Source organism: Pseudomonas sp. (assembly GCF_049301935.1).
Taxonomy (GTDB): Bacteria; Pseudomonadota; Gammaproteobacteria; order Pseudomonadales; family Pseudomonadaceae; genus Aquipseudomonas.
The window spans coordinates 1-25,966 of record NZ_JBAQLP010000113.1; the positions used below are offsets into that span (position 1 = coordinate 1).

The following is a 25,966-nucleotide window of genomic DNA, read 5'->3' on the forward strand; positions in this document are numbered from 1 at the left end:
TGAGAGACGATCAGGCCGGTGAGCTGGTAACCCATCAAGAGGAAACCGGCGCTCATCATGGCGACGTTGGCGGTGTAGGCATGGCGCCAGAAGCTGGCGGTGCGTCGCCAGTAGCCCATGACAATCAGGATGGCGCTCAAGGCCAGGAGCTGGCCGATTTCGACGCCGACATTAAATGCAATCAGGTTGGTGATCAGGCCGTCTGCCGAGATCTCGTACTCCTGAATCTTGGTCGCCAGACCGAAGCCATGCAGCAGGCCAAAAATCAGCGTGGCCGCTTTGGTGTTCGGCTGGTGGCCGAACCAGCGCTGGAATGCGCCCAGATTATCCAGCGCCTTGTACACCACCGAGAAACCGATGATGGCGTCGATCACATAGGAGCTGATGTTGATTTCCGCCAGTACGCCCAACAGCAGCGTCACGGTGTGGCCCACGGCGAACAGCGTGACGTAGAGCCCCACGTCCTTCAGGCGGTAGAGAAAGAAGATCACCCCAAAGAGGAACAGCAGGTGGTCATAGCCGGTGATCATGTGCTTTGCGCCCATGTAGATGAACGGCAGCACCATCACCCCGGAGCTTTCCTGGATAAAGCCCTTGTCGCCCTCGGCGACAGCGTGGGCCAGAGCGTCAGGCATGCCGAGAAACAGCAATGCCGTGAACAGCAGCAACAGTAGTAACGAGCGATTCGGGCGCACGACAGATGCGTCCATTGCGCCCATAGATGGCGAATGCATGGTTGAGTCCTAAATTAAAGGGGTCTTGGGCCGCACAGCGGCCTGTGTCAGAGCACGAATGTGGCGCGCGGTGGCCGCTCGATCAGGAAGATCGGACTTGGAGGAATGGAGTAGCGAGGGGCTGGTATCGGCTGCGTACGTTCTGGCAGCGTGCTGATGCTCAGCAGCGCGGTCAGGTGCGGTGTTTCATGCAGATGGTCGGCGGTCAGCGGCGAGTGGCAGTGATCCCCGTAGGCAGCACAGGCCAGCGTCTCGTCACCATGCGCATGCGAATGAGCACCGTCATTGCCACTCAAGGAAGGCTGGCTCGATCCCATAAACAGCGCAGAGGTATGTCCAGCCCAAGCCATCAATATGGCGAGAGCAAGGGAAAAAATCACCTTGGTGCTGATGGGATTGCTGAGCATGTTGTGGTTCTTTCGATGCCTAAGCGGGTGGTTTTCTGGAGGGGTGGTTGGTTTGACCATATCCCCCCAGGGGGGATAGCATGCGAGCGTAATTCATCGACGCACGAGACTCAAGGCATGAGCGATCACGAACACGGCCACCAGCACCAAAGTCATGGCGACATCATCAAAAGGTTGAAGCGTGCGGAGGGCCACCTGCGCAGCATCGTCACCATGATCGAAGACAGCCGGGCCTGCGTCGACATCGCTCAGCAGCTACATGCCGTGGAAAAAGCCGTCTGCCAGGCCAAGCGTGTTCTTATCCAAGACCATATCGACCACTGCCTGGAACATACGGTCGAAGCACTTGCGATAGGCGAGCGCGCATCACTCGAAGACTTCAAGCAAATTACCAAGTACCTCTAAGTAAAAGGCATCCACAATAGCGTTCAGGAGATGCAAGATGGCTTGGGTTATCAGCAAATATTTCCTGACAGCAATCGTGGTCGTTGTGGTCTCGGAAATCGCGAAGCGTAGTGACAAATTTGGGGGCCTTATTGCGGCGTTGCCCCTGATCACCGTACTGACGCTTATCTGGCTAAACGTTGAAAACCAGCCAGCAGAAAAGATCGCTAACCATGCGTGGTACACCTTCTGGTACGTGTTGCCCACCTTGCCGACGCTACTCGCGTTTCCCATGCTTCTGACCCGCTTCGGCTTCTGGCCAGCTCTGCTGATCTACATCGTCGCTACCGCAGCTTGTTTCGGTTTGTTTGCCTTATGCGTCCGCCGTTTTGGCATCGAACTGCTATGAGGCCAAGTAAGTACATCGCCCATTGTCTGCGTAAACGTTAAAGGGCATGTGACTCGGTCGATTCTCGGGCGCTCGCGGGTGATCCATTTTATGCAGCACCTCCTGCCTACCGGGATAAACTCCGGGTGGGGCGGCCAGCGCCGTGCCAGCCAGCAAAGCCATCGATCAAGTAGCGCGCATCCAGGCCCATGGCCTCCAGGGTAGCGGCGATGCCTTGGCTGATTTCATGCCCTTTGGCGCAATAGACAATCACAGGCCTGTCCCGTGCAACCTGATCTTTCCAGGTGAAGACATCCTCAGGATCACGCCAGTGTGCACCGTCTATTTCTGTGGCATCGGCAAGCCGCACGCTCGTACGGCGCACATCCAGCAAAGTGAACGCCCGATCTGCTGCCTGCCATTCCGCCAGTTCGCATATCGAGATTCTGCTCATCTTCTACCTCTCAGTTTTGCAGCAGGTGTACCACCAGTCCGGCCAAAGCACAGCAGCCGTTAGCAGGTGGTCGTCATTGAGGATGGTTTCGCGCAGCCCGGCCAATACACGCTCGATGCCGACCGCCTCGGCGGGTTGAACGCCACCGACATCCAGGTAATGCACCAGAGCCGCGATGCGGCTTAGGCCTGGCTCGGCCAGCGTAAAGCTGGATTGCAGGGTTTCGAAGGTGACGCGACTGCCGACATGGCTGAAGGTCGCACCGTCGAAATCGAAACCCAACGCCTCCGTAGGGCAATCACTTGGCGTGTCCAGCCAGAGAATGCGGGCGCTCGGATCAATGCAGCGCCGAATCAGCCAGGCGCTGGCCAGGCGGTCGACCCAGGGCCGCTTGCGCGTAGCCCAGAGGCGGCCTTGGTAGTCGCGAAGATTCAGCTGTTCGATAGGCTGATCGTGGCTGCTCGGCTCATCCTGCGACAGCGCCCGGCTGATGGCCGTCTCCAGGGTTTTGAGCGCCGTGTCGGTCTGCTGCCGCGCCGCCGCAGGGAAGAAATCGATGGCCGCCACCTGCGCAAACGCCTTGCGCAGCTTGCGTACCTGCTTGGTGCTGGTGAGGGCGCTATCCGAAGTCAGCTGAGCCTGGCACGCCTCGATATCGACGCGCAGCTTGGCGTAGTCCTCGCTACGGTCGAATAGCTCGATAAAACGCTCGCCTTGCGGATCATTGATTGGCAGCAGAAAGGCTGTGCCATTGCTACCCAGGATGTCGCGCTCAACAGCCTCCAATGCTTCTCGGCAGGCGGGAGTGTCGGGCAGCAAATAGACCCCATCGCGCAGTACCGCAGCGCCACTGCTCTTGAGGGCACGCCAGGCACGCATACGCTCTGTGGCGTTAGCGGTCGGCAAGGCGATGATCAGGGATAACCAATTATTCATGTAGAGTAAAATACCTATTAGGTAATAAACTCTACTCTATTCTTGCTCTGGATGATTGTGAAGTACTAAATAGTTGGCCGACGATTACCCGTTACGACTGGCCGCTTTTGGCCGGTTTCTGCCGGTTAGCAGCGGCAGCTTCGCGCCCAAGGCAGATGCTTAGAATTATGAATATCGTGGTCCCAATTGTTTCTCTGGATGACCAGCCAGTACCAGTTGCGCGCCCAGCACCGACTCGGTCGACAGTAGCCGAACCGATGCGACACCTGCCCCCGCAAAATACGACACATGCCCCTGCCAGTCGGCTTATTCGATATTTTTTATAGGCATAGTGCTGTAGTGGCTATCCTTTCACCTGTGAAACGCGCCATTCCCAACAGGGAACGAGGGCAATGAAGATAGGCATCGGCCGGGAGGCTTTGTAGCGAATGGGGCAAGGAAGCATTTTTTTCCTGAAGCGGCCATACCTCGTAGCAGCCATCTTCCTGGTTCTACTGACGAGCGTATTGGCGGTCAGCGTTCTGGAGATCGGTGGCGAAGACGCACTGACCCGTTACCAGCACGGCTTGCCGCTGCGAGTCGGCTATGCCCTCGAAGCACCCTTCGTCATGCTCGATGCCGATGGCGACGTCACCGGGGAGGCACCGGAGGTGTTGCGTCACGTGCTGCGTACCCTGGGGTTGGAGCGCGTGGTCTGGTTGCACGGCGATTTCGGCAGTCTCATCCGAGAGCTTGAAAGCGGCCGGATCGACATCATCGCGGCCGGCATGTTCGTCACTGCGGAGCGTCGCGAGCGTGTCCTGTTCAGCCGCCCGACTGCGCTCATTCGTCCCGGCCTCCTGGTTCGGCGCGGCAACCCACTCAATCTTCTTTCGCTGACAGATTTTTCCAGCCAGCCAGGGGCTCGTCTTACCGTTATCGACGGCTCGATTGAGCAACAACAAGCACATGCTGCCGGAGTTCCCGAGCGCCGGGTCAAAGCCTTTCCCGATGAGGTGAGCGCGGTGGCGGCCATTCGTGCAGGGCAGGCCGACGGCCTGCTCTTGTCGGCCGTGTCGCTGCGCTACCTCATCGACAGGAATGGCGCCGAGGCATTCGAGCTGGTTGCGGCACAAGCGGAGCAGACGCCAGGCGCCCCGGCCTTTGCCTTCCGTCGGCAAGACTCCCGCCTCCAAGAGCAGGTGGATCAGGTGCTGGCTTCCTTCATCGGCAGTGCCGAGCATCTCCAGTTGGTGGAAAAGTTCGGGTTTGTCGCCAACGACTTGCCGCGGGCAATGGAGGAGTCGGAGCGATGAACAGAAGCACAGCACGCGCCGTCAATACCGTACCAGTCCTCGTCGCCTTGGCGCTCTTCGTCACTGCAGTCATGGCGCTGATGGTGTACTCGAGCTTTCGCTGGGACCAGATATCGCGGCAAGGGCTGCTGCCCCTCGATCAGCTGTCTGAATCGAGGCGGGCGGCGACCGTGGCCGAAGTGCACCTCGAACGGGTCCTCAATGGCGACCCCGCAGTGACCGCAGAGCTGGTGATCGCCAGCCTGGAACGTGCCCTGGCGACAAGCCGAGAGCTGGCCGCCGGCAGGGGGTACCTTGCCGGCCTCACCATCAACCAGCGTCCGCCGGCTGAGATTGTCCAGGCGGTCGAGGTATACGTGCGGGCCCTGGAGACGATGTCACAGGCATTGCGCGATCGTCTTGCCAGCCCCTCACCGACTTCCGCGCTCGCCTTGCGCGTACATTATCGCCAGGTCGATGTCGCCGCGTCCAAGCTGGAAAGCGTCATTCTTCACGAGATTGCAGCAAGGCACGGGCAGCAGCGCTGGCTCGCAGCCCTCAACATTGCCCTGACAGGCGGCTTGGCCCTGCTGCTGCTGCATATTCTGGCGCGTATCGAACAAGGCCGCGCCCAGGCCTTCGCCGAACTGGCTATCAACGAGTCGCACCTGCGCGCTTTCGCTTCGGGCATTCCGGAGCGCTCGTTTCTACTCGATGCCAGCGGGCATTACCTCGAAGCCTATGGCATCGGTACGGGCGGGTTTGCCATGCCGACAGAGCAGATTATCGGCCGGCAGATCACCGACATGCTCCCGCAAGGCGTGGCCAGCGGGTGCCTACAGGTCATCGCGACAACCCTCGCCAGCCGGCGCACCAGCAATTATGAGTATTACCTGCCGATCGATGGCCAAGAGCGCTATTTCGAGGCGCGCATTGCCCCGGTCGGGGACACCGACACGGTCATCTGGTTGACCTGGGACGTCACCGCGCGCCACGCCAGCGAACAACGCGTGCGGGATCTGTCGCGGTTATACGGATTTCTCAGCCAGGTCAGTCAGGCCATCGTCCACAGCACGACCCAGGATGAGCTGTTCGAGCGGATCTGCACCTGTGCACGGGAACAGGGACACTTTCATGACGCGCACATTGAATTGTTCCAGGCTTTGGAGTCTGAGCCGCAGCAACCCGAAGACCCGGGACCAACGACAGCCTTGGCATCGACCTATAGCGGCGAGGTGGTGGAGGCATGGCAGAACAACAAGGTGGTATCTCTGTCCCATCTGCAGCGCTTGGTCAGCGTTCCGCCATGGATAGAGGCGCTGACGGCGGCCGGCATGGAGGCCTGGGTCGGCATCCCGTTACGCCGCGGGCAGCGCCTGACGGGGGTGCTGCATCTCGCCAGCCCAAGGCTCGATCTGGAACGCGCCGACGAGCAGGCACTCTTCGAAGAGATTCGGGACGAAGTCTCACTCGCGCTCACGCGCTTCGAGATCGACCAGCAGCATGCCGCGCAGCAGGCCCATCTCGCACTCCTGGCCGCGGCGCTGGAGAGCTCGCGGGACGCGGTGCTGATCACCGATCTCGGCGGGCACATCGTCATGGTCAATCGCGCGTTCAGCGAGCAGACCGGATACAGCGCTGCGGAAGCCGTCGGCCGTTCCCCGCGCCTGCTCCACTCTGGGGGTTATCCCGAAGCCCTGTTCATCGACATGATGAACACGCTCGCGCACGCCGGCTGCTGGCAAGGCGAGGTCATGAGCCAGAGCAAGAACGGAATGCCACTGCCGCACTTCATGTCGATCGGCAGTGTTCCCGATGCCGAGGGCAAGGCCGCCCACTATGTCTACGTGATGACCGATCTGACCCGGGTGAAACAGGCCGAAGAGCGACTCGATGCGCTGACCTATCTCGACCCGCTCACCGGGTTGCCCAACCGGACCCTGATCTGGTTGCGCCTCGAACAGGCTGTGGCGCAAGCCCATCAAGCCAACGCCGGCGTCGCGGTGCTGGTCATCGATTTCGATGACTTCCATACCGTCAACGACGGTCTTGGCCATGCGGTTGGCGATGAGCTGCTTTGTGTGGCGGCGGAGCGGCTGTCTCGCGAGCTCGGACCGAATAGCATCCTCGGCCGCCAGGGCGGCGATGTGTTCGTCGCCGTCGTCGATAATGTGGCCGACAGCGCAGCGGCCGGGATTATCGCGCAACAGCTTATCGATGCGTTCAGCGAGCCTTTGCAGCTGGCCAGCACAGGCGAGCTGTTCGCCCAGTTCAGCATAGGTTTCGCACTCTTCCCCGATGACGGTGCGAATGCCGCCGAATTGCTGCGCAATGCGGAAGCCGCGCTGAATGACGCAAAGCGTTCGGGGCGCAAACACTGGCGCAGCTATGCCCATCACCTGACAACTGCTGCCAGCTCGCGGCTGACGCTGGAGGCGCGACTGCGGCGTGCCCTGCGGCTGGGGTTATTTGAATTGCACTACCAGCCCCTGGTTTCCTGCGCGGATGGCAGCATCATCGGCGCGGAGGCCTTGGTGCGCATGCACCCCGATGCCGACTGCCCGGTGGGCCCGGCCGAATTTATTCCCCTGATGGAAGAAACCGGCCTTATCGTCCAGCTTGGCGAGTGGGTTCAGCGCGAGGCTTGCCGGCAGGGTCGCCAATGGCTCGATGAGGGGCGTACGCCCGGCATCATCGCGGTCAACCTTTCCTCCATGGAGATCCACGGCGGCCGAGTCAAGGAACAACTGCAAAGGATTCTCGAAGAAACCGGATTTCCTCCGGCATGCCTGGAGCTGGAGGTCACGGAGTCCGGCCTGATGGCGTATGGGTCACAGGCCGAACACTTCCTGCACGACCTGAAGAGCCTCGGTGTAGGTCTGGCGATCGACGACTTCGGTACCGGCTACTCTTCGTTGGCCTATCTCAAGCGCTTTCCCGTGAACAAACTGAAAATCGACCGCAGCTTCATCAACGACATCCCCCACGATGCCACGGATGTGCAACTGGCGATCACCATCATCGCGATGGCCAAGAACTTCGGTTTGAACGTACTGGCCGAAGGCGTTGAAAGGGAGGAGCAGCGGCGTTTTCTGGCCGAGAGCGGCTGCGATTTCTGGCAAGGCTACTTGTGCAGCAAGCCCCTGCCTGCCAGGGAGTTTGCCGCGCATTTCCTTCCAGTTTGCGACAATTCAAGGCGTACTGAACTGCTCTAACTGGAGGCTGCATACGGTGTTGTTAAGCATGCGCCGTATTTTTCCAGGCCCTTATAAGTTCTGGTTTTGCGCCAAGGCGCTCGCGCTAAACCGGGTAGGGAGGGCAAGTCGCTCCCCGCCTGACGACTTGGGTAAGGAGATTTATTTATAGAGGTGACTGGCCGCTCCTGGCCGGTTTCTGCCTGTTGCGTCTCTGCTGCCCACTGGCCAAGTCGGATGCACGCGGTGGTCAGTACCAATGCAATTGACTGGTCAAATGGGTGCAATTGCGCAGGTATGGACTTCAAGCCCCAATTTCCTGGAAAAGAGGTTCTTTCTATGGACATCCGACATCAGAGATTGAGTAGCGGAATGTCTGAGCTGAAGTCATGTCCATGGCTGTTCTTCTTTCCTTTACATCGATGAAGCCTGGGGCGACATGACCGGTGTCGCGGATGTGGAAGCCCTCGGACGTCGCATCCGTGCGCGTCTGGCGCGTGACGTGGGTATGCCAGTCGCAGTGGGCATCAGTACGACCAAGACCCTGGCCAAATTGGCGAACTGGGCGGCGAAGAAGTGGAAAGGAACCGGTGGTGTGCTGGATCTCACCGATCCAGTGAGGCAGGAAAAGCTGCTGCGTCTTACTCCGGTGAGCGAGGTGTGGGGGATTGGCCATCGCTCAGCGGCCAAACTGTCGGCACTGAACATCTCGACCGCCTGGGAACTGGCTCAATTCGATATCGGCACCTTGCGTAGAACGTTCGGCGTGACCATGGAGCGCACCGTTCGGGAACTGCGAGGCATCAGCTGCATCGGTTACAACCAAGGGCCTCCTCCGAAGCAAGCCATTTGTACGAGCAAAATGTTTGGGGTACGCCAAACAGAGCTGCCGCCGATCCGCGAGGCGCTAGCCACCTATGTGAGCAGAGCCGCGGAGAAACTGCGTGGCCAGGGCTCACTGTGCAGCACTATCCAGGTGGGCCTGCAGACACAGCTGGCAGACCTGGAAGGGCCGCGCTATGCCAATGCGATAACCCTTGCCCTCCTAACCCCTACCGACGATACCCGCGAGATCTTGGCGCTTGCCCAGCGAGGGCTCGAGCAGATCCATCGGCCTGGTTACCGCTATTCGAAGTGCAGCATTTTGCTGATGGATCTGAGCCAACGCGGCGAGGTGACACCAGACTTGTTCGCGCCCTCGCTGCGGCTTGGTGCCGACAGGCTGATGACAGTGGTGGACGCGATCAACAAACGGGAGGGCCGCGGCACTGTCCGTCTAGGGCGGGTACCGGTGACACCAGTCTGGGGTACGCGGAGGGAGATGCTGAGCCCCTGTTACACCACGCGCTGGCAGGAAGTAATTGAGGTCCGGGGCTAACATGGGCGGCTTTCGGCCTTTTTTTGAAAAAGTCAGTTCGCCTGGATCGCTCGAGTTTTGGCAGGTGAAAATGCTCTATTTGCACGCAGGCTGTGGTTTGCGCCTTCTTGTGAAGCGTGGAGATCGCTAAGGAAGTCGTACCAATTCAGTAATCAGTGCTAATGCCCGCTGCGCTAAGATGGCGTAGACCCTGGGCGTCGCCGCTCAACATCACTTCCCAATCACTTTGTCGACACGTACCAATAAGCCTCGTGCATGTGCTTTGCGTGCGTACGCAGCGAATCTCCACGGCGTGGGAGCCCGGCGGCTCGTAGCTAGCCACTGTTTGCCAGCCGCCCCACAGCGGCAAACCGCCAGGCTGCTCAAATACCGACAAAGGTTGTAAGGTCACAGTGCTTTCGAGGAGCGTTGATAGGTGATTCAGAAAGCCGTATAGGTCTCCACCAGGGCAGAGGCGAGAGAAACAACCACTCAGGTTGGCTCTTTCGGCGCGGTTCACGGCACATGATAATTTATGTGTATCGAATTCTGATCAGCAGTCTGTGCCAGATAGAACTCTTTGATTACGGTTGTCCAGGCTACGGGGGCGTGCTCTCTGTCTTTGATACGCTCTTGCGTGCGGACGTCTTCCGAGCAGGGATCTTCGACTGTGCTAGGAAAGACTCGCAGCTAAGAATGAGCTCTCGGCCATAAGCCCGCGAAGCGTCACAGACAGCATTGCGATTTACCGCCAGGATCATGTAGGCAGCGTGTGCCGCCGCTACAATTAAAACTACTGTAGTTTTGCTTCCCAGCGGGGCGCTCATTTCCCATGACATACGCCAAAGGATAAGCGTGCAAATTGCTACAACTAAGGCATTAAGCAGCAATGCAAAATTCTTGACGCCGAGCAGGTTTCGGCGAAAACCATATGTAACGTTCTCTCCGAATAGGATCGGAAAGGTATTCGTGTTACGAGTATTTTGGCGAAGCCAGACACCGCATTGACCGTAAAAAACATCTGCAGCGTCTTGATTTTCGCGCTCTTCTTCAGAACTGGGCACCACCACATTCAGCTTGCCAGCGAGAAATTCTCGATATCGCTCTTTTGAGCTTCCATCAATGCTCTGGTCGTTCCGGCGAAACATGGTGATTGATGGAATACCACCTTGCTCTTCGTATATTTTGGATTCGATTTTGCGGCCGCGAGCACGCGAAAAATCCGCGATAGCAAACAGCATGACGAGTAGCCCCAGCGACGCAATAAAATTCGAAAGTCCGAACGTCTCCCACGAGATCAAGAGCGTCAGAGCAGCGAGTGCTGGTGCCGCTGCAATAATCGCTGGAAATAGCCTTGCGCGAATAGAATACGCGTCGAAGAACTTAAAAATATCCATCAGAGATTCTCCACTTCGTTTGCAAACTCTTCCGCAACCGCCGGAACCGCATTGGGATGACCAGAGCCCTTGTAGTGGGAAACCCACTTCGTGCGGGTGGAATAAACCTTGAAGCCCCTTCGCATGAAAGCGTTCTTCACCTGTGCTCGCGGGTATTCCTGCTTATTTGACCCAACCGAGCAAATAGCGGTACCGACCACTGTGCCTTGTGGTTGCTTGGGGCCAAGCCACATGTCCAAAACTGAAGGCGTAACGTTATGCCTGCTTCCATGGTGGGGCACTTGCACGAACCTGGGCCTGTTGAGACCAAGCTGAGCCCCATAGTCGGCTGCCTCCGCCAATCCGATGGGACCAACGTCAGCGGTAAGCAGGACACCCTTGCCTTCGAATACGGCGTACTGCACGACGCAACTTTCATTGGACGCGGACGTCTCGGTGTTACTAGCGAGCGTTTCGATATCCCAGTTTTCCAGCACCCTCTTTGCGCCTTCGACTAAAAATCGCAGCAAGCCGAACTCTTGTGTATCTACTGCTTCAGCGGTGTACTTGTTGGGTGTCTTCCCAAAATCGGGGATCGAGTTGACATACCGTTCTCTCGTTGGCGCAAGCACGGTAAACGCCCCGATTTGCGCACCTTGAAACACATCGTGGATGTGAATCCCCTTTTCGATGGCAAGCCTCTCCAGCTCCACCAGATACGGGTGCCTCTCCTTGATGTTGTCGATCAACCCTTGCAGGGTGAAGTTGCCATGGAAGTGATGAAGAATCTGATCGGCATACAGCCACGGCCTGTTCATCCAAAGATTTTTAACCTCGATATTCTCCATCACACCAATAAGTCCAGTCGCATGGTCATCATCAGCGTGCGAAAGCACCATGTGATTGATGTAATATCCTGAATAAAACGCATTGATGTGCGTAATGATGGTTTCAGCCGTTGCAGTTCGGCCCCCATCGACTACGTGGAGGCAATAGCCGTTAACGTCGTCACCGTAGCGGATAACGATTGCGTCACCCGAGCCCTCTCCCACGGGCAAGAAATCGACCTCATAGTTCATTTATACTGCTTCCTCGCAGCGAACAATGAATGACACTTCGTTGCTGGCGACAATGACCATCAATGCTGGCAGTCCCTCAACACTCATCTTGCGATGAATAGTATTCAGTAGGATCTCGTCATCCTGACTTGGCCGTGCTGGAACGCCATTTGGATGTGAATGCCACTCGCCTAGGTAGTCGACTACCCGGGCAGTTCTATCGTGCACCTCTTCGAGCGCCTCCTGTTGCCCCTCCTCACCCCGGATGAAGTGACTGGTACTGGATTGACTGTCGGGCGGTGTGGGCAGCACATCGACAATGACGAGAGTCCTAGCCTTCAAATCGGTAATCCCTACGATGGAACCACCAATTTCATTGGGAAATGCAGCGAGACGTGCTTGTTTGAGTTTATCCACAAGGGCTGCATCGTATTTGATGGTCCAACTGTTAGAGGTCGTTGTGAAAACCTCGGACAAGGAAACCTCATGAGAGGCGATCGCCCCCGACTGCTCGTCATAGGCCCAGACGCAGAGGCGCGCGTTAGGTTTTGCCACTGACTGGCGTAGCTGACGCGAAAGAATGCCGGCATGAACGTGGATGCACTCATCGGATATGCGCACCGAAATGTCCCGACAGCCCCCACCGACCCAGCGATCACCGAGATGATTTGCTAAGTGCCCCTGGCCCCATTCATTGTTGAGGACCGCCCGATAATATTGGCCCTCCATTCCGTCGACACGCTGCTGTCGAGCCTGATCCTCGAGAATCATCACGCTTGAAAGCCCCGACGGTGTCAGGAAGAGACTCGCCGTACGGGGGGCATCAGCCGTGCGCGCTAACTCTCGGGGTGCCTGCAGGGTAGTAGTTACATCTACAACTAGTTGGGCTTGTGACAGTGCGTTGAGCACATCCTCGTCCTGTGACAGGATGCTTTTTGCGATGGCACCTGGTAGTGGTTCGTTGGGGTAGATGCGCGCTGCATGATCTTGCATGACATCGACTTTCTCTTGGCCAATGCCATAGTCAAACGCTACGTGCCGACTTAAGTTGTGTGGCATCAGTCGGTCAGGGTCGATGAATGTCCAGTGTCCCCACCCCTGGCGAATCCAGATATCTGCCAATGCACTGCCAAGTGCACCTACACCGGCCAAGACGCCTTCGAACTGAGCATTCTCCGTCGCCACTGCTGACAAATCTCGCGCCATATTGGCTGTGAGTGCCGAACGTACTTCTACAGGTACTGGCTCCAGAAATCGCCAATCAGTCCCTATTTGTCCACCCACAAGGGCTATGCGCAAACAACGACCGTTTGCATCTGATGGGCCTAGCATGTCGAAAGCCTTAGCAAGTTCGAACAACGAGGACGTCATCATGAATCCCAAGACGTCGAACCGTTCGGCTTCGCCCTGCCGTGTGCGAGGAACCCATATCAGGATCAGCAGGCCTTCACCGCCCCCCTCTGAGGGTGAAACGCCCTCAGCGATGGCTTCGAACACGCTGTCGTAGAGTGGCTTTGACAGGTCACTGCCCCACGCCGCCAGCTGGTCCTGCAGTGCACCCAGCGTGTCTGGCAACTCGACCACGGTGGTTGAGTCCACCGCTGGGACAGCGATGGATACGACCCGTATAGCTTTAGATTGAGCGGATGCAATGAAAGGTATGGCGCGTAGGATGAGCGGCCGGCCTTCCCCCACCCTTACAAAGGTGAGAGCTTGTCCGCCCGTCGCCGCATAGTCAGCGTAATTGGCAGGCAGTATCAGCTGACAAGGGCTCATATAGAAAAGTTGCTCCAGCGGCTGATCCTCTCGGTGCAGCTTCAGCTGTGCTGACTCTCGGAGCCACCAGAGGATCCGCGCGATGAAGCGCTGTGGCGTCCAGCTTATCTGCACTGCCGCCCAGTCGGAATCATACAAGCACAGCATCCGAGGGCCTCCTGGCGCTCTTGGATGCTGGTGTGAAAGCGCCGGAAAATCCTTGCGTAGCGCATGAGTCAAAATAGGGACGCGGTACTGGGGATTGATACCGATAGCCAGGCGTTCTTGGCGACGAATCCCGGCAGGATTGCCAGCATCGACGGTGCCATCGCCCACATCGATAATGATGTACTCAGTACGAGACTTTTCCGATTCGTCACAGCGCAGCTCGCGAACCTCAATGTAAGAGCTGGCATGACAAGCTTTCAGCAGCGCAGCCGTCCCGGGGTATAGCTCATGCTCCCGAGACGGCTCTACCACTTCGCCCAGTACGAAGTACTCGATCATTTTCCGCGACCGGCCCGGGGCGCTACGGCGGCCGCAACCGACGTTGTTGTGCCCCCGGCCAGTGCAGCAGCGACAGCGAGACGCTTGACCTTGCCGTTCGGCTCCACGGTGAACTCCAGAACAGCCTCGTCTTTGAGATCCCCGGTGCAGCCAAACCAGCCATCCACGTCATCCAGGATGTCCTTGTACTCCCGCTTCGCACGAATGTTCGGCGGATCAATGTCATCATCAAGAATCGCTTTACTGCTAGCAACGATGGTAGCGCCGTTGCGAGCTTGGCCGAGGGCATTGCGCGCGCCCTCGTTGAGCTCGGCTTTTTCACGCTTCTCCGACCAGCTGTCATAGGACAGGGTGCGCCAGGAGCAATGGTGTGGCGCGAGCAGCAAGTCGTACTCAAGCGTTTCAGGTGTTTTCTCGAAGCGTTCCCACATGCGCTCCCAGATGAGCACCGCCGCGTCGCCGCCCACCAAAAACCGAGTTTTGGTACTCGAATATGCCGATGGGGAGATTTCAATGTTCATGACAACGCTGGACTCGTTCTTGCTGAGTTGCTCTTCAAGAGCGGAGTCATCGTCATGCGGCGCAGGAGCCAGCAGGTGCGCTCTGAAATATGCAGGGTAGTCCTCACCATCAATGCGGCTGAATTTTTCGCCGGATTTGATGACGATGGGGCTGAGGTTATCCGTCTTACCGTTGATATCCTCGCCCATAATGAGAATGCGGTTTCCACTTCCCGCGCTTCGATACGTCTGCCAGTACTTAACTCGCCGGCGAGCCTCCCTGTCGAAAGCTGCCGCGTCGTCACACAGTTTGTGGCTGGACGATCGGCGCCGGAAGATCAGCGGAGACGACCAGAGCTCACGAATCAGGATGCGCTTGTCATCCTGAGCCAGATTATCGTCTGGATAGTCTGCGGGATCGCCGAGCCAGAAATTCTTGACCAGCCCACGGCAGTGATCCTGGTCCGGATGACTCAGAAGAAATGCATCCACATAAGGACGCAGATTCTGATCTTTCAGCAACCGCTTGCGAAGTGCACTCACAACGTCAGGGGTTTCGTCGTCCGGGTCATCGGCCGCTACGCGAATATTGCTGTCAATGAGGATGGTCGTGACACGCGTGTCAGCGAGCCGCACGAGAGTCATGTCACCATTGCCGACTTGAAAAAACGTGATCTTCGCCGCCATAAGTCCCTCCCCGGGCCGCAGTGCGAGCTTGAGAAAACCTTCACGTCGGTTAAGATACGTATAGAAAAACTACCCGTCTATATTTTATGCGAATATTTTTTATGCCCATCTCTCGTTCGGCTGAATGCACATGACTAATCCGACTGCCCGCACCGGGCGCTGGGGGCAAGAGCGGCGCCTAGAATTCATTGATTTCAGGCTGTTCTGGGAGGGGCGGCTCAATCGTTCTGATTTGACGAACTTCTTCCGAATATCGGTTCCTCAGGCCTCGCTCGACCTCGCGACCTATCAAGAACTGGCACCAGGCAACATGGTCTACGACCGCACACAAAAGACGTACGTGGCGGCCTCAGCATTTTCGCCCGTACTGACTAGCCCGGATAGCAGCCACTATCTCAACGAAATGCTGTGGCGGGAAATTGGTACCGTTGCCGCTAGCGATAGCTTCATCGGGTGGGTGCCGCCTGCAGCAAGCCTGCCGTCGCCTACCCGCCAGGTAGATGCGCAAATTCTCATCAACCTGATCAGAGCTCTTCAGAAGGGCGAAGCGCTTACCGTTGACTATCGCTCGATGACTCATTTCGACGAACCAACGTTGCGAACTATCTATCCAGCATCTTTCGCACACGATGGCTTCCGATGGCATATCCGAGCCTTCTGCTTCAAATCGCAGATCTTCAAGGATTTCGTTCTGGGACGAATTGCCTCAGTAGTGAACTCTCTTACCCCACCCTCACCGGTACCCAAAGACACCGAGTGGGAGACCTACATAGACGTAGTGATTGGGCCCAACCCCACCTACCCACCCAACAAGCGCAGAGCGATCGAGCACGATTACCAAATGGTGGATGGGGAAACCAAGATCCGAGCGCGCAAACCGCAACTCTATTACCTTAATCGGCGCTTTAACCTGAACGACAAACCTGGTGCCCCTGTTGATGAGAAGCAGCAGATCGTCATGCTTCGTATCGAAGAACATTTGCCTAGAAGGGAGTAACCGCCAGATGCTTGATAGCAGAACGCAAGCGAAGGGCCCGGCTAAAAGTGAATGGATGATCTTCGCAATCATCATCTACCTGATGGGCTTGACCAAGTCTTCTCCCCTCCAGATAGATATCACATCCTTCCACCACCATCGCCTCACTCATTCGAAGTGGGGCCCCAGGCGCTTGCGGTTCAAGTCACTCATGAACAGATCATAGATATGGCCATACTCCTTGGCTCTGGTTTCAATTGCAGTGACCTTATGGAACCGGATGGAGCCAGCCACGACGGCCAGTTTGGCCGGCGGCCCATATAGGTTTTCCGGTGGCACGGCCACTGGCACAGGATCCGCTGGGTCAGCATCGGCCGGAGGCACATAGGAGAGTTGGCTGGCTTCAGGGAAGAAAACCACGTTGGTACCCGCCTCGCCCGTTTGAACGGAGGGGAATACCAGGCCATCCACCTGCTTGCCGAAGCGCAGCCGCAGGTATTCGAAGACCACCTGCGTCGACAGATAGCTCAACTCGTCATTACGTGTCTTGGGTCGAGACATCTTCTTGACCAACGAGCCCAGGAACACTTTCCGATGCAATGACTCGCGGAATCCCTTGTCTAGCAACGTGAGTGCCGGAGACACCACACGGCCCAGCACAGTGAGGTCCAGAAGCTTCAGCTCGCCAATGGGTGTCAAAGCGGCACTGACCACATGGTCGCCGGTGATGGATCGGATTTCGCTCAAGCAGGTCTCTCGCTCCAATGCGCAGTACAAGGCGGAGATACCATTCGGGGTCATCCGTTGGCTGCTGGCCAGGTGTCTTGGCGTCAATCCGAACTGACCTGCGGGGTTGCCGATGATTCCCTCCACCTGCTTTTGGTTCTGGGCATGGCGCGCACGGTAGAGCCGTTCGCCATGGGCGATGCTCCGAACCACCTCCGGCTTCAGGTGGTTGCCGTCGGTCACCAGCAACGAAAAGACGGAATCGAGGAACTGGTCGGCTCCAGTATTGAAGAAGCGGTGCTTGAAATGGACATCCTCAACGAACGTTTCCCAGCGCGCCTCGTAGATGTTCTGCTCCAACGTGCCGTCGTCGCAGTAGAAATGCGTTTCGTCGCCGGCATCGTCCGTCCTGAATTCTGGGGGAACTCCTTCACACAGATCTGCAAAGTAGGGTTCGTTACCGAGCTCAAACCACTCCATGAGGACCATATCAATATCCGAAATGGAGATGAAATCCGACCCGCAGTGATAAAGCATGCCGAGCTCGTAGTGGGACAAGTCGTCCTTAACTGCAACATTTTCAGCAACGCGCCCGTAAACGTAGTCGAACAGCTGCTTCGACTCCATCGCGTGCCCATGACGGCCGCAGTACTTACAGTCACCCGCCTCCCCGTGCGTGTCGAACAACTTCTTGAGCTGAGCCGGTGTTACGCAATCAACGCAAATCATAGGTACTTCCTGAGCCTCGTTTTTCTTGGCCGCTCCGGATGCGGAGGGCATGCTTCGGGCGCTCGTGTATTGCCCATGAAGGCATCACATGAACGGATCTCGCTTTCGCTCATCTCCGCTGTGGCAACAACTCTGGCGTTGCCGAGCACACGACGAGACGGGAAGACCCGCGCGTCAGGGCGACGTAGAGATGCCGGGGATCCATGTTTTCAGGGGAAGGGATTACGGCCACCTCGGCTTCCAGGCCTTTGAGCAGCAGGGTGCTGCCAACCGCGCGGCGAGACAGCTGCCGACTCTCGTGGCGATTGCGCTCCCGCTCGCGAACGGTGGCGGCGGAGAAGGTGCAGTTTCCCCCGGCGGCCATCTGCAAAGCCCGCAAACAGCCATACAGAACGTCGGGACGATACACCCGTGCATTGTCCTGACGCGCCAAGGCACGCAGCGCATCTGCGGCCAGTGGGTACGTAGGCGTGGCCGCGAAAGTCACGAGCGCTGCCTCGACGGGTGTCGGCAACGTACGTGCGGTGCCCCTACGCAGGCTGTCCAATCTCGGCAAGAGGGCGGAGACCACGACCTGCGTCATCGTTTCGGCAGCAAACTGGACCAGTCGCGTGACGGCATCGGGCGCCTCCAGGGTGAACGTGAGGGCAAAATTGGTGAGGTCTGCAAGATCCACGGGCTCGACCGCAGTGGCCCCTGGGGTTTGGCTGGCCATCTGTCGACGTCCTCGGGGATTGCGGCTGTCGCCGATAACCAAGACCTGGCCCTCCGGGGTCACCGAACGCGTCAACGCCGCGGCCAGGCGCTGGCGGTCGGCAGTGGCGGGCTGCAGTTGAACCCATGTGACCTCGGGCGGCGCGTGCCGCAGGTCGACACTACCGCCTGCTTGGAGGACGTGCCGGCAGTCCAACAGCCATTGGCCGAATTGCGGCGTCCCGGCGTTAATCCATCGCCAGGGTCGGTTGAGCTCGCCGATCGGAGGAAACTGCTGCAGCACATGCGCATTCCAGTCGACCAGCTGGTTGCCGCCAAAGCCGAAGATGGCCTGCATCGGATCGCCAAGCACGCAGGTCGGCAACACGGTAGCCAGCGCCGTGACCAAGGAGTGCTGCACCAGGTTGCAGTCCTGGTACTCGTCAACGATAAGGTGGGCGTACGTGGCCGCCAGCGTCTCACTGAGGTGCCCGCCTTGCACCAGACGGAGCGCTGCCAGGCGGATAGCGGGATAGTCGGCACCGGGGTTTCTCAACTCCAGGGTAGCAACCGGTAGGCCGCTGCGCGCCGGGAAGAAGCTCACCAAGCGCATGGCAAATCCATCGAGCGTGGCGATGCGGTACGCCGATGACGGAACATTTCCGCGCTGCATTCGCAGACGCAACGTGGTTACCCCGGCATTGGTGTGCGTGAGGATGAGCACCGGTTTGCGGCCCGCATGCTGGGTCAGGGTGTCGGCGATGATCTGTGTTTTGCCACAGCCTGCAGGTGCCGTAACGGCCCCTAGGCGGACGGCCAGCAAGTCATGCTCAGGCATGAGCCCACCCGTACAACTGATTGACCAGCGCAGCAAAGCCGGCTTCCACGGCGGGAAGATGGGGGCCAACGATATCCCTGGCCACGTCTTCGAATTTGGTGACGGACTTGAACCAGCCGTTCTTGCGATGTCGAGAGGTCAAGCCGAGGGCTTGGCGCACTTCCGCTGTGTACGGAGTGCCAGCAAGGCGCTGCGCGCGAATGCCAGCGAGCGTGATGGCCCCTTGCGAATGCGATTGGATGTGGGCGGCTACCAAATCCTCGTCGACCAGTTCAACCGCTCTCTGAAGCAGGGCGTCGATGGCGGGATCGGGCAAGCTGAGGAACAGTTCGTCCTCCAGGGCCCGCCCCAATCGCCAGGTGATGGTTTCCCCTCCGGCCGCTGCATAGGCATGGACGACCGCATCAGTTGGAGGCTTGTCTGCGTCGACGAGGACTAGCACTCGGTACCCTAGGCGCTGAAGGGCCAGACCACGGACGAAGCACCGATCGGGTTCACCACCGCCAACGTTCACATAGGCTGTGCCCGCCGCCAGCATCGAACGGCCGTTGAGGGAGGTCCAGAAGTGGTCCAGGCCGCGGATAAAGCCAACCTCGCTCGCCCCTTCGCACACAATGATGTTGCGCGCCAAGAATGCCTCCGGGTCGGCGCGGACCGTGCTCTGCACGTCGTCGGCCACACCCACGGGCAGGACGCTGGTCACTTCATCGAGGGCTTTTCGGACCACGAAAATCTGGTTGCCGCTGAGCTCGCGCACCGCCACCGGGGAATGCGTCGTCATGAACACCTGCAGCGGCGCAGGGTTGTCCTTTGCTCCAAGCGAATTCAGCAGCCGAGTGAGCCGGTGAGGCTCAAGGCCGTACTCCACCTCATCGACCAGCACGATAGACGCGCGTTGCGCGGCTTCGCGTTGCAGACCGGCCACCAGCAACCGGGATGAACCGGTACCCAGGGCACGCAAAGGCACCCCCGAAGCGTCATGCAAGGAAATCGCGCCATCGCCGATGGAAACCGCCTGGGCATCGAGCAGCGCCTGGACCGCTCCGCCAACAGGAACACCCAGGTTCGTCGCCGTTCGGGTCACGGTCTGCAACGTATTGCCCAACTGCGCGCCAGCTTGGTCGCCAAAGTTGAGCCTTGCTTCGCGCGCGGCCCGGGCCAGTTCAGCCGTCAGTTCCGGACGCTCCTCCGACAGCCGATTGAGGACGGAGCTGCGATTCCACGACAGATTGGAGCTGGCATAGGTGCCCAGCCTGGCAGGTGCCAGGGCTACACGCTCCTTCCAGGCGATGTTGCGCTCCAGGCCCAGTGCCTGCGCTCGAGCCGAGACCAGTGTCCAGGCCGGCTCCAGGTCACTATGCACGGTGAGCCGAAGGACCAAGACAGTCTCTGCACCTTGCCGTGGTTCTTCTTCCTCCATGCCTGTCGCTGGGTCGTAAGCGCGCAGGTAATGCCCGTAAGCATCCAGGTCTTTCAATGCATCGGGCAGCGCCCCAAGCGTCAAAGTGATTTGAATGGGTTGCGTGACATCCAGTCGATGGAAGTCAGTGTCCCCGAACGATACGTTTCTCCGGGCACCTAGGCAGATGTCGATAGCATCCAGAATCGTGCTTTTGCCGCTGTCCCCTGAACCAATCAGGCAATTCAAGCCTGGCGATGGCAGCCAGGTCAGCACTCTAATGGATCTGAAGTTCTGGATATCGACCTTGCGAATTCGTACCACGGCCCCCTCCTTTGATGTCATGTCCTATGCCCATGGTGTTGGGCTCCGGTGCCTTGGTAGCCAGGTTTGGCAAGTTGGCGAGACCTTCTGTTAGCAGAGCCGTGGCCGCGGCCAGAGACGGTCCTGCCAGCGGGTCATCTCTGGGTTCGGTAAAGTCAAGAGTGTAGTCCTTGCCATCGATGACGACCCGCTCCTGATTCCAGGCATAGAAGCCGAGAAGGCTCATGCGTCCATGGCGATGGCGGCCGTCGATGACCACGGCCAGTATTTGGTTCTCCCGCGCCTGGACCAGTTGCTCATGTGTTGGGAGAATACTGGAGGTCGAGGAGCCGCTGGCTGGCGTCGGCATCCGTCCCCTCGCTGAGGTGATAGAAGAGCGGCCGGACCTTCTGCAATGCCGGCACGGGGGCAGCCACGATTTCTGCGGGCTTGTTGTCGAGCGCCTGGCCAGCTGCGGCGAGAGTGTTGTTTAAGCGCTCAGCTAATTCCGGTGCCCTGATTTCAGCGATTTTCGGACGTTTTGCATGCTCCAATGGCCATGGAGTCCACGAAAATCGGAGCGTTCGTCACATATCGGTGGCATTTCAGGTCAGCAGCGCTCACCAAATTCCGGTCCATCGCTCACGAAACTACGACTTGCTGCAACCCAGGCTTTGATTATTCCTGCGTGTTGCCTGGTCGTGTAATCGGCTCGCCAACAAAAAGCCCTCGCAATGGAGGGGCCGATGCAGCCTGGCACCCAGAGATGCATCGAATGTGCTCAGTATTTTAAATTGCGCAGGGCGCTGAGTTTTCGGTTGCAGACGATGCCGCCGCCCTCGCCTACTCAGCTTGAGCGCTTAGAGGCCGAGGTGGTGCGTTTGCGCATCTTGGGCTTTACCCCCGCCCCAGCAGGTCGCTGCAACAATTGCTGGGCCAGGGTGTCGGCCCGCGCCTGCTGTGCTGCCGCCTGTTGCTGCGCTTCGCTCAGCCCGCTGTGCAGCGCCTCCAGGCGGCGTTGCAGGTCGTCCAGTTGCCGACTTGCTGCCTTAAGCTGCACAGCGCGGCTCTTGCTCTCCTCGCGGGCACGGTCGATCTCGCGGTAGGCCCGCTCCTCAACGCCGCGCACGTAGGTCGCGTGGTCAACCCGGTCCTGTTCGAGCTTGAGCGCCAGATCCTGCACTTGCTGCTGCAGTCCTTGGCCGTGCAGGTGCGCCTCGCCTCGTTCGCGCACTAGCTCTTCACGCTGTTGGCGCAAGTCCTCAATCTGTGCCACGCGCTGGGCCAACAGCAACTCTAGATCGGCCAGGCGCGTCTCCGCCGCCTTGCGGCCGGTCACCGCCTCGGCCGCCAGCTGACGGTACTGGGCGGCATCCTGGCGGGCTTGGTCTTCAAGCGCCGCGAGCTGCTCGCGCTCGGCGGCCACCACCTGGCGTTGCTCAGCCAGCGCTTGTTCAGCGGCACCCTGGGCCAGGTGTGTCGCCTGCTGCCAGATGGCGACAAAGGCCTGCGACACCTCGCTCGGCAGCGCCGGCAGGCGGGTCTCGCCATTCAGCCGTTCAGCCAACCGCGCCCACCATTGATCGAGCAGCCCTCCCACTCGCGCCGGGCTACCGCGACCTAGCTCCTGCCGAACTCGCTCAACAGTAGGTCGCTCCCCTCGGGCAAGCACAGCGTCTGCAGCAGCGAATACGTCAGTTTCGGGTACGCCTATCGCCACGGGTCACCTCCGGCTATATTAGGTCTGATAATGAAAGATTATCCGATCTTATTTTTTTAATATTGGAAATATAATACGTTGAACGTATTAAATATTACAGATAAGTTGCCGCTGGTTAGCGAAACGCCGTTGGATCTGCATTTTCTGGCGATCAACGCCCAGGAAGCGGCAGCGGCGTTCATCGCCGCTGGTACCGCAGCCAACACCGTGCGCAGCTACCGCAGCGCCCTCGCCTACTGGTCCGCCTGGTTGCAGCTGCGCTACGGCCAGGCGCTGGGTGATGCGGCCCTGCCCTCCACGGTGGCGGTACAGTTTGTGGTTGACCACCTGGCACGCCCGACGGCCGAGGGCGAATGGGTGCACCTTTTGCCGCCGAGCATCGACGCTGCACTTATCACGGCAAAGGTCAAAGCCAAACCCGGGGCGCTGGCCTACAACACCGTCAGCCACCGCTTGGCGGTACTCGGCAAATGGCACCGGCTTAATAACTGGGACAGTCCGACCGAAGCACCGGCACTGAAGGCCCTGCTGCGCGAAGCGCGTAAAGCCCAGTCGCGTCAAGGCGTGTCGGTACGCAAGAAGACCGCCATCATCCTCGAGCCGCTTCAAGCGCTACTCGCCACCTGTACCGATGGCGTCCGCGGCCTGCGTGACCGCGCCCTCCTCCTCCTGGCATGGAGTGGCGGTGGCCGGCGGCGCTCGGAAGTGATCGGCCTGCAGATCGAAGACCTGCGCCGGCTGGATGCCAACACCTGGTTCTACACACTCGGGGCGACCAAGACCGACACTGGCGGCGTACGCCGGGAAAAACCGCTGCAGGGGCCGGCGGCGCAGGCACTAAGCGCCTGGCTGGAAGCAGCACCGGCGAGCCGCGGCCCGCTGTTTCGCCGCCTGTACAGAGGTGGCCGGGTTGCACCGCACGGCCTGTCCGGCGACCAGGTCGCACGGATAGTCAAACGCCGCGCAGCGATGGCAGGTCTTGACGGGGACTGGGCAGCGCACAGTCTGCGCTCAGGCTTCGTCACCGAGGCAGGACGCCAGGGCGTGCCGCTCGGTGAGGTGATGGCAATGACCGAGCACCGCAGTGTGAGCACGGTGATGGGCTACTTCCAGGCGGGTGCCCTGCTTGACAGTCAGGCCAGTAAACTCCTCGGACCGACACCGGGTGCGAGCGAACCCGCACCAGAATAAGCAGGCGGGTCAAAGGGGCGAGCGCCTTCTGCGCCTCAACCATGACGAGCGCGGAATACTAAAGCGGTTGCGCTACTGATCGATGTAGGCAAGTGCAGCGCATACCTGAGGTTACATGGGGAACAAGTCGATGGCGAAAATGGTTTTGCTGGGAGTGCTGTTGTGATAGGACACTCGCGGCACCAACACGCCCGCGGGCAGGCTACTGCTCAGGTGGCGTTCGACGCAGGCATACACAGAGAGGAAGAAGCGCTCCAGCGCGTTGATCGCGGTACCTTCGTGATCCTCGTAGAAATACGAGAGATAGCCCATGGCATCGCGGTCGTGGATAACCATGTCTCTATGCAAATGGTAGGAATGGTCTAGGCCGGTGATTTCGTCCGGTAGGAACTGGAAAGTATCATGATCGAACTCCTGATAGCTGCCTGGGTGGCGAAATGAGTGAAAGTGCCTGCTGACAGTCCCCAACGTCGGAGCGTTGAACATGAACAAGTATGTCCTCGCCGCCAGTCGCAGGTTTTGGAAACTCTGGAAATAGCGAATCACCTCATGAAATCCGGCCCGGTTGATCGAGGTTTTTACTTCGATAATGGCAATCACCGCCTCCGCCGGTACCACAACCACCCCCTCTACTCGATAGAACGGGGCATACCGGTGCGAGTCGTAAATCAGAATGTCGCACTGCTTGGATAAACCGCCCGCGCTGTCGATGATGAAGCCCTGCTCCACACTGACCGCCCCCGGCAGGTGGTCTTTGAGGAACTGGCGAAGCACCGCTTCGGCCAGTGCGCCAGTGGTCGGGTTGTGCCGGGTGATGTAGGGGTTATGCCGAGATAAGGCAAAAATTAGGACATTCGTTCTGTAAGACTATGATTTAAAAGGTTATTCTAGAGACCATGGCTTGCTGATCATCCAACGTCTGCCTAGCCGTCTATGCTGATGCTTTTGCCTTGCTTGGGGGATGTTTTCAATGGCATCGGTGGAAAGAACAGCCTACCCTGACCGACTGGATGCATGTCTGGCTGAGCTAGGTGGAGTTGTGGCTGTCCGTGATGAGCTGCTGAAGCTTCATGCGATGGCCCTAACCCTTGTAGAGGGCGCGCCACTGACAGTGCCTACTGAGAATGCCTGCATCTGGTCGGAGGCCGAGTCGCTACAACAGGATGTTGAGGCCCTCGCGGGGTGGGTGCATTCGGCCCAAGGTGGGATCTCCTCCTTGGTCAATCTGGCACCCGACCATGAACAGTAGCTCTTGGGAGAGGCCCCTACCCGCAGCGTCCGCTATTAGAGTATGGCCGCTGAAAGCGCCACCGCAGTCACCGTCGAATCAGTAACAGCAGCAGTGCCACAGTCGAAAACGCCGCGCCGGCGTAGAAAGTCACAGCGGCCCCGTAGGTTTGCCAGAGCCATCCGGCGACCACGCTGGCCAACAACAGGGCGATGCCGCTCACGAGATTGAATAGGCCAAAAGCGGTACCTTTGAGATTGGCCGGTGTGGTATCGGCTATCAAGGCCGCCAATAGGCCCTGGCTGAAGCCCATATGCAGGCCCCACAGGGCAACTCCCAGCAGCACCATGGGCACTGATTCGGCATAAGCCAATACCAGGTCGGCCAAGATCAACAGCAGCAACCCGGCACTCAGCAGCGCTGTGCGACTAATGCGATCAGACCACTTCCCTACAGGGTAAGCCGACAGCATGTAGAACCCCGCCATCACGACCATAACCACAGGAACCCAGGTAGCGGAAAAACCCAGCTGCTGGGCACGCAACACCAGGAACGCCTCGCTGAAGCGCGCCAAGGTGAAGACAGCGCCTATCCCAACAACCCACCAGTAGGCCGTCGAGAACTGGTTGAGCAAGCTGAGGCGGATGGGCGAGCGGAAGTGATGCGGGCCTGCCTCATGCTTCGGCTCACTCACGCCGGCCAGGAGAAAACCTACCGCTAGAAGCGCCGGGATCACGGCAAACCACAGCACTAGCGAAATATCGTTGGCGAACCACAGCATTAGCAGGATCGCTAGGATCGGCCCGAGGAAAGCCCCCACGGTGTCCATTGACTGTCGCAACCCGAAACAGGCACCGCGGATGGCCGGCGGGGCCACATCCGCGACCAGTGCATCGCGCGGTGCCCCTCGAATCCCCTTGCCGATCCGATCCAGAATGCGGGCGGTAAAGACCATTTCTGCTGAGGCCGCGAGGGGAAACAACGGCTTGGTCAGCGCTGCTAGGCCATAGCCGAGCAGCAAGAGCCCTTTGCGTCGGCCAATGAAATCACTGATCGCCCCGGAGAACACCTTGACGATCAGCGCGGTCGCTTCTGCTACGCCCTCAATCAAGCCAACGGTCAGCATGCTAACGCCCAGCGTCCCCACCAGAA

General features: G+C 58.8%; 22 protein-coding genes and 1 pseudogene. 8 read left to right on the forward strand and 15 right to left on the reverse strand.

Annotation, left to right across the window (positions count from 1 at the left end; all coding sequences use genetic code 11):
• Together WA145_RS15115 and WA145_RS15120 are read right to left on the reverse strand one after the other, a co-directional pair.
• Nucleotides 1-734, reverse strand: a 734-nt coding sequence (locus WA145_RS15115) for a HupE/UreJ family protein (protein ID WP_422582368.1), incomplete at its 3' end; no start/stop codon positions are given.
• 47 nt (nucleotides 735-781) lie between these two features.
• Nucleotides 782-1,141: a hypothetical protein gene (locus WA145_RS15120; RefSeq protein ID WP_289240314.1), complete on the reverse strand. Its 360-nt coding sequence runs from the start codon at nucleotides 1,139-1,141 to the stop codon at nucleotides 782-784.
• A gap of 117 nt (nucleotides 1,142-1,258) precedes the next feature.
• Here WA145_RS15120 and mreA point away from each other — a divergent pair, with 117 nt between their 5' ends.
• Nucleotides 1,259-1,546 carry a metal-sensing transcriptional repressor MreA gene (mreA, locus tag WA145_RS15125; protein ID WP_045733414.1) on the forward strand — a complete coding sequence of 96 codons (288 nt, stop codon included), beginning with the start codon at nucleotides 1,259-1,261 and terminating at the stop codon, nucleotides 1,544-1,546.
• 37 nt (nucleotides 1,547-1,583) lie between these two features.
• Nucleotides 1,584-1,934 carry a DUF3147 family protein gene (locus tag WA145_RS15130; protein ID WP_121369461.1) on the forward strand — a complete coding sequence of 117 codons (351 nt, stop codon included), beginning with the start codon at nucleotides 1,584-1,586 and terminating at the stop codon, nucleotides 1,932-1,934.
• Between the two features lie 106 nt (nucleotides 1,935-2,040).
• On the opposite strand, the gene WA145_RS15135 is transcribed toward WA145_RS15130, so the two are convergent.
• Together WA145_RS15135 and WA145_RS15140 are read right to left on the reverse strand one after the other, a co-directional pair.
• A complete protein-coding gene (locus WA145_RS15135; protein ID WP_422582369.1) occupies nucleotides 2,041-2,367 on the reverse strand; it encodes a rhodanese-like domain-containing protein in 327 nt (108 codons plus the stop codon).
• 3 nt (nucleotides 2,368-2,370) lie between these two features.
• Nucleotides 2,371-3,303 (reverse strand): chromate resistance protein ChrB domain-containing protein, encoded by a 933-nt coding sequence (locus WA145_RS15140; protein WP_422582370.1) that lies wholly within the window; start codon nucleotides 3,301-3,303, stop codon nucleotides 2,371-2,373.
• Between the two features lie 428 nt (nucleotides 3,304-3,731).
• On the opposite strand from WA145_RS15140, the gene WA145_RS15145 reads away from it, so the two are divergent.
• The 3 genes from WA145_RS15145 to WA145_RS15155 all read left to right on the forward strand — a co-directional run bounded on the left by WA145_RS15145 (nucleotide 3,732) and on the right by WA145_RS15155 (nucleotide 9,149).
• Nucleotides 3,732-4,598: a transporter substrate-binding domain-containing protein gene (locus tag WA145_RS15145; RefSeq protein WP_422582371.1), complete on the forward strand. Its 867-nt coding sequence runs from the start codon at nucleotides 3,732-3,734 to the stop codon at nucleotides 4,596-4,598.
• Nucleotides 4,595-7,792, forward strand: coding sequence for an EAL domain-containing protein (locus WA145_RS15150; protein ID WP_422582372.1), 3,198 nt, complete (start codon nucleotides 4,595-4,597; stop codon nucleotides 7,790-7,792). The genes WA145_RS15145 and WA145_RS15150 overlap by 4 nt, the downstream gene beginning before the upstream one ends.
• A gap of 397 nt (nucleotides 7,793-8,189) precedes the next feature.
• On the forward strand, nucleotides 8,190-9,149 hold the full coding sequence (locus WA145_RS15155; RefSeq protein WP_422582376.1) for a DUF4113 domain-containing protein: 960 nt from the start codon (nucleotides 8,190-8,192) through the stop codon (nucleotides 9,147-9,149).
• 578 nt (nucleotides 9,150-9,727) lie between these two features.
• On the opposite strand, the gene WA145_RS15160 is transcribed toward WA145_RS15155, so the two are convergent.
• From WA145_RS15160 to WA145_RS15175, 4 genes are read right to left on the reverse strand one after another with little or no spacing between them, the layout of a single operon-like run.
• Nucleotides 9,728-10,525 carry a hypothetical protein gene (locus tag WA145_RS15160; RefSeq protein WP_232866866.1) on the reverse strand — a complete coding sequence of 266 codons (798 nt, stop codon included), beginning with the start codon at nucleotides 10,523-10,525 and terminating at the stop codon, nucleotides 9,728-9,730.
• Nucleotides 10,525-11,583, reverse strand: coding sequence for a ComEC/Rec2 family competence protein (locus WA145_RS15165; protein ID WP_232866868.1), 1,059 nt, complete (start codon nucleotides 11,581-11,583; stop codon nucleotides 10,525-10,527). The genes WA145_RS15160 and WA145_RS15165 overlap by 1 nt, the downstream gene beginning before the upstream one ends.
• Nucleotides 11,584-13,824, reverse strand: a complete 2,241-nt coding sequence (locus WA145_RS15170; RefSeq protein ID WP_232866871.1) for a Mov34/MPN/PAD-1 family protein — start codon at nucleotides 13,822-13,824, stop codon at nucleotides 11,584-11,586.
• The gene (locus tag WA145_RS15175) at nucleotides 13,821-15,011 is read right to left on the reverse strand and encodes a metallohydrolase (RefSeq protein WP_232866876.1); all 1,191 of its coding nucleotides are present in this window, start codon (nucleotides 15,009-15,011) and stop codon (nucleotides 13,821-13,823) included. Before WA145_RS15175 ends, WA145_RS15170 begins: the two co-directional genes overlap by 4 nt.
• Before the next feature lie 130 nt (nucleotides 15,012-15,141).
• On the opposite strand from WA145_RS15175, the gene WA145_RS15180 reads away from it, so the two are divergent.
• Nucleotides 15,142-16,008, forward strand: coding sequence for a WYL domain-containing protein (locus WA145_RS15180; RefSeq protein WP_232866879.1), 867 nt, complete (start codon nucleotides 15,142-15,144; stop codon nucleotides 16,006-16,008).
• 147 nt (nucleotides 16,009-16,155) lie between these two features.
• Here the strand turns inward: WA145_RS15180 and WA145_RS15185 are convergent, their stop codons facing one another.
• The 5 genes from WA145_RS15185 to WA145_RS15205 form a co-directional block, all read right to left on the reverse strand.
• Nucleotides 16,156-17,493 (reverse strand): RES family NAD+ phosphorylase, encoded by a 1,338-nt coding sequence (locus WA145_RS15185; protein WP_232866883.1) that lies wholly within the window; start codon nucleotides 17,491-17,493, stop codon nucleotides 16,156-16,158.
• 58 nt (nucleotides 17,494-17,551) lie between these two features.
• Nucleotides 17,552-18,973, reverse strand: coding sequence for a UvrD-helicase domain-containing protein (locus tag WA145_RS15190; protein ID WP_232866886.1), 1,422 nt, complete (start codon nucleotides 18,971-18,973; stop codon nucleotides 17,552-17,554).
• Nucleotides 18,966-20,696, reverse strand: coding sequence for an ATP-dependent nuclease (locus tag WA145_RS15195; RefSeq protein WP_422582373.1), 1,731 nt, complete (start codon nucleotides 20,694-20,696; stop codon nucleotides 18,966-18,968). The genes WA145_RS15190 and WA145_RS15195 overlap by 8 nt, the downstream gene beginning before the upstream one ends.
• Nucleotides 20,650-21,045, reverse strand: a complete 396-nt coding sequence (locus WA145_RS15200) for a hypothetical protein (protein ID WP_422582374.1) — start codon at nucleotides 21,043-21,045, stop codon at nucleotides 20,650-20,652. The genes WA145_RS15195 and WA145_RS15200 overlap by 47 nt, the downstream gene beginning before the upstream one ends.
• A 477-nt stretch (nucleotides 21,046-21,522) precedes the next feature.
• A complete protein-coding gene (locus tag WA145_RS15205) occupies nucleotides 21,523-22,395 on the reverse strand; it encodes a DNA-binding protein (RefSeq protein ID WP_232866992.1) in 873 nt (290 codons plus the stop codon).
• Nucleotides 22,396-22,473: 78 nt separating this feature from the next.
• Between WA145_RS15205 and WA145_RS15210 the strand changes: the two genes are divergently transcribed.
• A complete protein-coding gene (locus tag WA145_RS15210; RefSeq protein ID WP_232866995.1) occupies nucleotides 22,474-23,586 on the forward strand; it encodes a site-specific integrase in 1,113 nt (370 codons plus the stop codon).
• Between the two features lie 111 nt (nucleotides 23,587-23,697).
• Here WA145_RS15210 and WA145_RS15215 read toward each other — a convergent pair whose 3' ends face one another.
• Nucleotides 23,698-24,432, reverse strand: a complete 735-nt coding sequence (locus tag WA145_RS15215; protein ID WP_422582377.1) for a DUF6602 domain-containing protein — start codon at nucleotides 24,430-24,432, stop codon at nucleotides 23,698-23,700.
• Between the two features lie 154 nt (nucleotides 24,433-24,586).
• Between WA145_RS15215 and WA145_RS15220 the strand changes: the two are divergent.
• Nucleotides 24,587-24,835 (forward strand): annotated as a pseudogene (locus tag WA145_RS15220) (transposase); the annotation flags it as partial.
• A 67-nt stretch (nucleotides 24,836-24,902) separates the two neighbouring features.
• On the opposite strand, the gene WA145_RS15225 reads toward WA145_RS15220, so the two are convergent.
• The gene (locus WA145_RS15225) at nucleotides 24,903-25,964 is read right to left on the reverse strand and encodes an MFS transporter (RefSeq protein WP_422582375.1); all 1,062 of its coding nucleotides are present in this window, start codon (nucleotides 25,962-25,964) and stop codon (nucleotides 24,903-24,905) included.
• Between the last annotated feature and the right edge of the window lie 2 nt (nucleotides 25,965-25,966).